Consider the following 7,304-nt stretch of genomic DNA (forward strand, 5'->3'; position numbering starts at 1 on the left):
GAGCTACAGACCCTCCTCGCGACATGGACCGGCGCCTGCCCCACCTGCCACCGCGACATACCAAGCACCAAACCAACCTGACCAAGCACTACTAGCCTCGGGGTTTCGCTTGGGGTCCGTCCGGATCATGGGCGGGAACGCGAAAGTGCCTTCTGAGCTGGGACGATGAACCTTGTCGAGGGGTTCTGTCGGTCCAAGCGGAAGGCACTTTCTACGTGCATGGTATCGGTTCGCGTCCCAAGCTCCATGTCTCTGCTGACGGTGCGGGGGTGGTCGGGCACGCCGGTGCACGGCTACTGGCCGATCTCGCCGATGCCACCGGGCTGACCAGCTCGTACTCCACCGCGCTGAGTCCACTTCGACCACGCGGTACTGGTCATGACCCGGGCCGGATCGCCACTGATCTCGCGGTGATGATGGCCGACGGCGGCGAGGCGATTGCGGATCTGGCCGTACTGCGGGACCAGGGCGAGGCGTTCGGCCCTGTCGCCTCGACACCGACGGCCTGGCGGCTGCTCGCCGACATCGACGGACGCGTTCTGGACCGTCTGCGGTCGGCCCGCGCCCAGGCGCGGGAAGTGGCCTGGCTGCAGGCATCCGAGACCCGCTCCGGCATACCGGCGGCGAAAGCCGGCGGACGGGAACTTCCCGGCCTGGTTCTGGACACCGACGCCACGCTGATCACCTGCCACTCCGAGAAAGAGGCGGCCGCACCCACCTACAAAGGCGGCTTCGGCTTCCACCCGCTGATGTGCTTCCTGGCCAACACCGGCGAGGGCATGTCCGGGCGGCTGCGGCCCGGCAACGCCGGAGCCAACACCGCCGCCGATCACATCGCGGTGCTGGACGACGCTCTCGCACAGATCCCCGACGCCCACCGGCACGGCACCGACATCCTGATCCGCACCGACAGCGCCGGATCCGCGAAGGCCTTCCTCGCCCACGTCCGAGACGTACGGATACGAGGAATCCACACCTTCTTCTCGGTCGGACACGCGGTCACCGAGCCGGTCCGCCGCGCGATCCGGGCCCTGCCCGAACACCTCTGGCACCCCGCCCTGGACCAGGACGGAACACTGCGTGCCGGCGCCGAGGTCGCCGAGCTGACCGGCATGGTCGACCTGGGCGGCTACCCGGCCGGCACCCGCATCATCGTGCGGCGCGAGCGCCCGCACCCCGGCGCCCAACTGTCCCTGTTCGACCAGGACGAGGGCCTGCGGCACCAGGTCTTCCTCACCGACACCCCGTTCACCTCCGGATCGGCCCAATTCCTGGAGGTCCGCCACCGCGGGCACGCCACCGTCGAGGACCACATCCGGTGCGGCAAGACCACCGGCTTCGGCCGCTTCCCCTCCCGCAGCTTCCCGGTCAACGCCGCCTGGCTCGAACTCAGCCTCGCGGCGATCGACCTCCTCGCCTGGACCCGCGTTCTCCTGCTGGACGGCGAACTCGCGGCTGCCGAACCCAAGAAGCTCCGCTACCGGATCCTGCACGTCGCCGCCCGGATCACCCGCGGCGGCCGCCGCCTCCGCCTTCGGATCTCGACGACCTGGCCCTGGCGACATGAACTCACGGCCGCATTTCACCGCCTGGCCGCACTACCCCGCCCCGCCAGCTGACTCGCCGTCCCCGCCCACCCTCGACTGAAGGACCTCGGAGAACCCGACCCCGCGTCGGGCCCTGACCATGTCCACCGGCCGACACGGCCCCAAACAAACTCTCTCAGCCGCCCACCAGCCCCAACTGAAACGCCGGGGCTAGGACGGGACCCGGACACGATGGCGACCACTGCCAGCCCGTCACCACGGCGCTCGGGCGGGATGAGCGACGCCGTCAAAGTCCCACCCGCGACGACCGTGAGCGCGAAGCCCATACCGCGCACGACACAGACCGCCGTGATCCACATCGTGCTCCCGGAAGCGGTCAGCACGAGCGTGGGCGCGCCGAGGAGGACCAGCCCGGTCGCCAGCGCCCGGCGGTAGCCGAAGCGGGCGACGAACTGGGGAGTGGCCAGCCCGCCTCCGACCGTCGCCGGCATCAGCGCACCCGTGGCCAGTCCCGCGGCACCGCTGCCTCCTCGTGACGCGGCATGGAGAGGGACGACCGACAGCAGCAAGTAGCAGCGGCGAGCCGCTGCGATCCCAGCTGGAACTGCGGCTGCACGACGCGATCCAGACCGGGCGGCTGCGGGTCGGCGAACGGCTGCCGTCCTCCCGTGAACTCGCTCGGATGCTCGGGCTGCGCGCGGGCTGGTGCAGGACTGCTACGCCCAGCTCCAGGCCGAGGGATCCTCGTGACCCGGGTCGGCTCGGCCACCAGGCGCCGCCGGCGCGGGCGCACCGCCGGCGACGACGCCACCGCCCTCGGGGCCTCCACGCCTGGTGGCCGACTTCACGTGGGGGTCCCGGACCTGGGCCGCTTCCCGCTCGACGACTGACTGTGGGCCACGCGCGAGGCGGCACGCGCCGTGCCGACGGCGGCGCTCGATTACGGAGACCCGCGCGGCCATGCGGCTCTGCGCGGAGTCCTGGCCGGTTATCTGCGGTGGGTACGAGCCGCCGCAGCGGATCCGGAACGGATCGTGGTCTGCTCCGGCTACGCGCAGGGCCTCGGTCTGGCCCTGCAGGCCCTGGCCCGGACCGGTGTCCGCACCGTGGCGTACGAGGACCCCGGCTCACCGGCCACCATCTCCTCTGCCGCGTCCTGGGCGGGCCTGGCGGCGGTTCCGGTACCGGTCGACGAGCGCGGCATCGACGTGCGGGCCCTTGCCGCGGCCGACGCCCGCGCCGTCGTCACGACCCCTGCCCACCAGTGGCCCACCGGTGTCGCTCTCGCACCCGAGCGACGGCTCACACTCATCGAATGGGCCAGGAGCCGGGACGCCGTCGTCATCGAGGACGACTATGACGCCGAATTCCGGTACGACCGGGAGCCGGTGGGCGCACTGCAAGGACTCGCCGCCGACCGGGTGATCTCCATAGGTACCGTCAACCAGTCCCTCGCGCCCGCGTTGCGTATCGGGTGGATGCTCTGCCAGCCCGCGCTCACCGAACTGATGGTCGAGCACAAGCAGCTCAACGATCGCGGGTCGCCCACACGCGACCAGCTCGCCCTCGCGGGGATGATCGAGTCCGGCCGTTTCGACCGGCACCTGCGCCGGATGCGGGTGACCTACGCGGCTCGGCGCACGACCCTGGTGGCGGCGCTCGCCGAACACGCCCCCGAGGTCAGGGGCCGTAATGCCTTCCGTGACGGCGCGCTCACCGATGTGGCCGATGCCCAGGACCAGCTGCACCGGCTCTGACGGGTGCGAGCAGTTGCGGAAGTCACCCGCTCCGGTGCCAGGATCACTGCCGCCCTCGACCCGCTGACCGACCTGGAGATGCGTGCACCCTCGACTTCGGGCGGCTGGACCCGCGGTCACGCAACCAAGTCCGCCCGTGTGCAGCCGACTGCGCACGAGCGGGCCGCCGCGAGCGCCGGAGACGGTTACGGGTGCCAGAGCTCCTTGATGGTCTTCACGTTGCCCTCGCCGTCCAGCGTGATGTCGTAGATGTTCCCGGAGCAGCTGTACGGCGACTTCACCGCGGCCTGGTCCGTCATGCAGTCACCGGCATGCGTCCACAGCTCACCGACGGGAACCGCCTTCGTGGTGCCGGGACCGGTGGACAGCTCCGCCTTCACCTCTTGCGCGAACAGGTAGTACTTGGCCTCGCCCTGCCCGTGGTAGATCCAGTCGTTGGGCGTGCACGTCGGCTGCGCGTCCTTCGCGGACATCGAGCCCTTCGACGGCGGCACGGCGATCTCCACCATCTTGCGGCCGGACGGCAACGTGGGCGACTTACCGCAGTCGTTGGCAGGTTCACCCGAGGAGCTCCCGCCCGCAGGCGGGGTTCCCGACGGCTGGGCGGAGGCCGTAGAGCCGCCGGCGGTGGTGTCCTCCGGGCCGCACGCGGCGACTGCTCCGAGCATGGCGATGACCGCAAAGCTACTGATGAAAAGTCGAGTTGACTTCATGTCAATCCCCCGATGACTGAACGAGTTTTCGCGATCACGTTCGATCGCTGAAGTGTTCTACATCAGTCGTTGGGTCAAGAGCCAATCCGGCGCCACTTCGCGCAGCCCACTCCACGGCTCTGTCCTGATACAGCATCAACCGTCAGCCATCAGCGGTCACGACGTTCGTAGTTGACGATGGCGGTGGGCAGTCCTCGGCGATTCCGAGGAGGGCCTGTCCCAGGCCCCAGGCAGGAAGGGCAGCCCCGGACAGGGCCGCTGCCGGTGCCGTCCCCGCTGTGCTCCGACTTTACGGGCGTTGGAAGCGCCCTGGCCGGGCCTCGCGACGCACATCCCGCTTGTTCAGAACGGCGGTGTGCCGTGCGAGGCGCCCGGTGATGGTGCGAACGGCTCGGGTCGGCGCTGCTGGAGGACGGCTACGGCTTGCTCCACACGACCGAGGCCGATGAGATACCCAGCCAGGTCGCCACGAATGGGCCTTGTCAGTGGCAGGGGTGATGCTTTCCGTATGACGACCCAGGACGAGTACCCGTTTTCCGGTGAGGCCGCCTGTGGCCCGCTGCCTGACCCCGACTCCGTACTCGAGCACACCACCTGGGCCGTGCTGGAGCACGCCTATGGCCCAGCGCAGGACACTCCCCTCCGTCTGGTCCAGCTCCTGGACGAGGACCCGGAGGCCCAGGCGGGAGCGCTGGACATGCTGGACATGTCCGTACTCCATCAGGAGTCTCTGTACAGTGCGACGGCGCGGGCCGCGCTGTACGTGGCAGCGGTGTTGAACGACCCCCGCACCATGACCATCCACGACAACTACGCCGCCGGGGATGGGTCGCCTCGGCCCCTGCGCGCGGCGTTGCTGGAATGGCTGGGGATGATCGCGGATTCGGCTGCCTACGGCGAGACGACCGGCGAGGACGACGGCAACGATCCGCGGGACACCGAAGCGGTCCGTGCTGTCCGCGGTCTGATCTACGACGCCGTCCTCCCCCACCTCCGAGCCACCGACCCCACGGTGCGGGAGGCCGCCCTCGGCGCCACCAGCGCACTCCTCCAGTCTCCTGGCCTGGCCAACCGGATCCCGGAGACCACTCGGGTATTGCGGGGGCTGGTTGCCGAGAGTTCCGATCGACGTGAACGCGCTGCCGCAGTCTTGACCATCGGTGCCTGGGGAGAAGACACCACCAGTTGGCTCGCCGACTCCGACCCCGCTGTCCGCGCGTGCGCGGCGCTGTCACCAGGCTGCAGCGGGAACGCCGAGGCGACGCGGGTAGTCCTTGAGGCGCTGCTCGACCCGGCGACGGTTGACTCCTGGTTTCTCGAGCCCACCGCGGCCGACACCTGAGTCGGACACCCACTGCCGCACGTCGAAGACCGCCTGCGACACTCCCTTCTTGCCGTGGCCATCGACCGCACCAGCGACATCGAGGAACTCCTGCCGGCCGCGCTGGCCTCCGTACCGTTCTGCAGCAACCTCACCGTCGCCGACGACTGGGGACCCCTGCTCGCCGCGGCATTCCCGTCCGGCCGCGACCGGAAATCCCCTCTCACACCCGCCCAGCACCGCTATCTGAGCGCTCTCGTCGATCACGATCTCTGCTGGCGTCACACCCGCCTCATCACCTCATGGTTCGACGACGTCGGCCTCCCTCCGGCCCGCAACGCCGTCAGAGCTCTCATGACCGGGCCGCAGGCGCCCCGATAGGCAGATCCCTGACCCGAGCCCCCTGCCCACCAGGGTGAATGCCGTATGGTTCGAACGACGCTCCCCATCGGCTGGGCATCGGACCGGGACGCAAATCGGCGGGAGGCGTACGCCAACGACCAGGACGCCGCCACGCACCTCGCTCGTCGCCGTCACCGCCCGCCGAGCCGGTCGAGGCCGACCAGGACCGCGTCGGAGCGCGTTACTGCTGAGGCTGCGTCGACCCCGACCTGGCGGGGCCTCAGTTGTCGCTTCCGATACCGCGATCGGGCCGGCTCATGTCCCCCGTCGCGGGCGTGCCGTCTGCGATCCCGTAGCGCAGGAACACGGTCCCCGCCGGGCCGGCCACCGGGGGCGCGAGGAGCGTGAGGTTGGTGGGGACCGCGCCGTCGTCGAACACCTTCTTCCCGACGCCGAGCACGATCGGGTGCAGCCAGAGATCGAGACGGTCGAAGAGCTTCTCGCGCAACAGGGTCTGCACGAGGTTCAGACTCCCGACGACCTTCACGTCCTCGTGCCGGTCACGGATCTCACGCACCGCGTCGGCGAGATCCGGGCCCAGCTGCGTGGACCCGGCCCACGAGAGGTCGGGCCTGCCGCGAGACGCCACGTACTTCGGGATGCTGTTGAACAGCGTGGCGATCTCGCTGTCCTCGCCGCCGTCCTGGTGAGGCCAGTAGGCGGCAAAGATGTCGTACGTTCGCCGGCCGAGCAGCAGCGCGTCCGTGCCCTCGTACGCGGCACCGATCTGCGCCCCGGCAACCTCGTCCAGCAAGGGCGCCTGCCAGCCGCCGAACGGGAAACCCACCGGGTCCTCGTAAGGACCGCCGGGCGCCTGCCCGACAAGGTCGAGGGTCGCGAACAGCTCGATGGTGATGAGGCCCATGGCTTACTCCTGATGAGTCGGTTGTCCTCTTCAAGACATAGACCCTGCCGATCGGCCGCCGATTCATCGACGCGACGCTACCCGGTTCGCCCGGTTCAGGGTTGGGCCGTCCGGCCCAAGCGGGCGGCGTGCCGGCCAAGGCCCGGCCGGCGGGGCGGCTGCTGCCCTTCCATCGCCGGGCCGGGCATCAGGAGACGGGTGGTCGACGGGCACGCTCGCATCACCGGCGCCCGGCCTGGGTGCCGGGGCGGCGCCGCCACCCCGCCGAGCATCGCCTCGACGAGGCGCTCGGCCGTTCACGGGGTGGTTTGACGACGCAGGTTCGTTCGAAGCGGCCGCTGTCGGGCCGGATGCCGAGGCGCCGGGCGGAGTCGTCGAGGTCAGGACCGACGGGCGTACGGGCGTCGCTGACGGAGTCCTCGAAAATGTCCTCGGGAACTCTGAGAAGGCCCTGGCCAAGGCGGTGTCCACGCGGTCGCCATGAGCCCCGGGGCAGGCGCGCCAGAGCCGTCTCGGCCCCATGACGTCCCTGGCCCTCCAGAGTACCGAGTCGAGCGCGGCCATCGCCTCGTCGCGCCACCTCGCACCGCTCGGTCCTGCGGCACCTAGACGAGTCATTCCGAATGTTGACGATGCGTTCGGGAACGCAGACAGGGCGTCCAAGATCGTTGTGTGACGAACAACCTAGACGCCCTGCTG

The 7,304-nt window shown here is 69.8% G+C and carries 8 protein-coding genes; 5 read left to right on the forward strand and 3 right to left on the reverse strand.

The features are described from left to right. Positions 1-185 precede the first annotated feature (185 nt). Positions 186-1,619, forward strand: a complete 1,434-nt coding sequence (locus ACWFR1_RS39705) for an IS1380 family transposase (RefSeq protein ID WP_453560848.1) — start codon at positions 186-188, stop codon at positions 1,617-1,619. Here ACWFR1_RS39705 and ACWFR1_RS39710 read toward each other — a convergent pair. Next, positions 1,583-2,116, reverse strand: a complete 534-nt coding sequence (locus ACWFR1_RS39710) for a hypothetical protein (RefSeq protein ID WP_453560830.1) — start codon at positions 2,114-2,116, stop codon at positions 1,583-1,585. The genes ACWFR1_RS39705 and ACWFR1_RS39710 overlap by 37 nt on opposite strands. Positions 2,117-2,293: 177 nt before the next feature. Between ACWFR1_RS39710 and ACWFR1_RS39715 the strand changes: the two genes are divergently transcribed. Both ACWFR1_RS39715 and ACWFR1_RS39720 read left to right on the forward strand, forming a co-directional pair. Then, the gene (locus ACWFR1_RS39715) at positions 2,294-2,437 is read left to right on the forward strand and encodes a hypothetical protein (RefSeq protein WP_453560833.1); all 144 of its coding nucleotides are present in this window, start codon (positions 2,294-2,296) and stop codon (positions 2,435-2,437) included. Between the two features lie 30 nt (positions 2,438-2,467). Next, positions 2,468-3,304 (forward strand): aminotransferase-like domain-containing protein, encoded by an 837-nt coding sequence (locus ACWFR1_RS39720; RefSeq protein ID WP_453560835.1) that lies wholly within the window; start codon positions 2,468-2,470, stop codon positions 3,302-3,304. Positions 3,305-3,489: 185 nt separating this feature from the next. On the opposite strand, the gene ACWFR1_RS39725 is transcribed toward ACWFR1_RS39720, so the two are convergent. After that, on the reverse strand, positions 3,490-3,972 hold the full coding sequence (locus tag ACWFR1_RS39725) for a hypothetical protein (protein WP_453560837.1): 483 nt from the start codon (positions 3,970-3,972) through the stop codon (positions 3,490-3,492). Positions 3,973-4,525: 553 nt separating this feature from the next. Here ACWFR1_RS39725 and ACWFR1_RS39730 point away from each other — a divergent pair. Together ACWFR1_RS39730 and ACWFR1_RS39735 are read left to right on the forward strand one after the other, a co-directional pair. Then, positions 4,526-5,359, forward strand: a complete 834-nt coding sequence (locus ACWFR1_RS39730) for a HEAT repeat domain-containing protein (RefSeq protein WP_453560840.1) — start codon at positions 4,526-4,528, stop codon at positions 5,357-5,359. 54 nt (positions 5,360-5,413) lie between these two features. Further along, positions 5,414-5,719 carry a hypothetical protein gene (locus tag ACWFR1_RS39735; protein WP_453560842.1) on the forward strand — a complete coding sequence of 102 codons (306 nt, stop codon included), beginning with the start codon at positions 5,414-5,416 and terminating at the stop codon, positions 5,717-5,719. Between the two features lie 241 nt (positions 5,720-5,960). Here the strand turns inward: ACWFR1_RS39735 and ACWFR1_RS39740 are convergent, their stop codons facing one another. Then, on the reverse strand, positions 5,961-6,605 hold the full coding sequence (locus ACWFR1_RS39740) for a dihydrofolate reductase family protein (protein ID WP_453560845.1): 645 nt from the start codon (positions 6,603-6,605) through the stop codon (positions 5,961-5,963). Between the last annotated feature and the right edge of the window lie 699 nt (positions 6,606-7,304).

It is taken from the genome of Streptomyces sp. NPDC055103 (assembly GCF_053607625.1).